The following is a 1,116-nucleotide window of genomic DNA, read 5'->3' as shown; positions in this document are numbered from 1 at the left end:
GTTTGTATGCACACGGTTTCAGGATCTATTTCACTCCCCTCCCGGGGTTCTTTTCGCCTTTCCCTCACGGTACTGGTTCACTATCGGTCGATTACGAGTATTTAGCCTTGGAGGATGGTCCCCCCATATTCAGACAGGATTTCTCGTGTCCCGCCCTACTTGTCGTACGCTTAGTACCACCGCTCTGATTTCGTGTACGGGGCTATCACCCGCTATGGCTCCTGTTTCCAAAGGATTCCACTATCAGCCCGATTATCACGTACAGGCTGTTCCCATTTCGCTCGCCACTACTTTGGGAATCTCGGTTGATTTATTTTCCTGCAGCTACTTAGATGTTTCAGTTCGCCGCGTTCGCTTTGCATGCCTATGTATTCAGCATGCAATGACCTAAAAGGCCGGGTTTCCCCATTCGGAAATCTGCGGATCAAAGTGTGTTTGCTCACTCCCCGCAGCTTATCGCAAGCTACTACGTCCTTCATCGCCTGTAATCGCCAAGGCATCCACCATGTGCACTTATTCACTTGTCCCTATAACTTTAGCCCCTGCGACTAAACAAGGAGCGGTTATAGAAATAAGAAGTACTACGTTGTTGCGTTTGTTGATACATACAATCATTACCCATCGTTCCACCTTTTACAGTAAAACGATCAATAAATAATCTTTACTTTTACTTCTTCCAGATTGTTAAAGAACATACAGCACTTGATCTCTAAAAGATCAAACCTAAATCGCAACCAAGCCTGGCTGACTTACGTTTGAACTTTTGGTGGAGGATGACGGGATCGAACCGACGACCCCCTGCTTGCAAAGCAGGTGCTCTCCCAGCTGAGCTAATCCCCCTATGGGTGAAACTGGTAGGGCTGGTTGGACTCGAACCAACGACCCCCGCGTTATCAACACGGTGCTCTAACCAGCTGAGCTACAGCCCCAAATGCTGTTCTTCTTAATTACAGTCGATAAGTGTGAACGCTTGAGGATGGTCCGTAGACCAGTGCGACTCTAGAAAGGAGGTGATCCAGCCGCACCTTCCGATACGGCTACCTTGTTACGACTTCACCCCAGTCACGAATCCTACCGTGGTAAGCGCCCTCCTTGCGGTTAAGCTACCTACTTCTG

General features: G+C 48.7%; 2 tRNA genes and 2 rRNA genes. All 4 read right to left on the bottom strand.

The window, feature by feature from the left end:
- A 23S ribosomal RNA gene (locus H3H37_RS25410) occupies positions 1-527 on the bottom strand; the annotation flags it as partial.
- 237 nt (positions 528-764) lie between these two features.
- Positions 765-840 (bottom strand) — tRNA-Ala (locus H3H37_RS25405).
- Positions 841-852: 12 nt separating this feature from the next.
- Positions 853-929, bottom strand: a tRNA-Ile gene (locus H3H37_RS25400).
- 74 nt (positions 930-1,003) lie between these two features.
- Positions 1,004-1,116: ribosomal RNA gene (locus tag H3H37_RS25395) — 16S ribosomal RNA — on the bottom strand; the annotation flags it as partial.

The sequence above is a fragment of the Rugamonas brunnea genome, assembly GCF_014042345.1.
Lineage (GTDB): Bacteria > Pseudomonadota > Gammaproteobacteria > Burkholderiales > Burkholderiaceae_D > Rugamonas > Rugamonas brunnea.
This window is presented reverse-complemented; position numbering and strand designations above follow the sequence as displayed.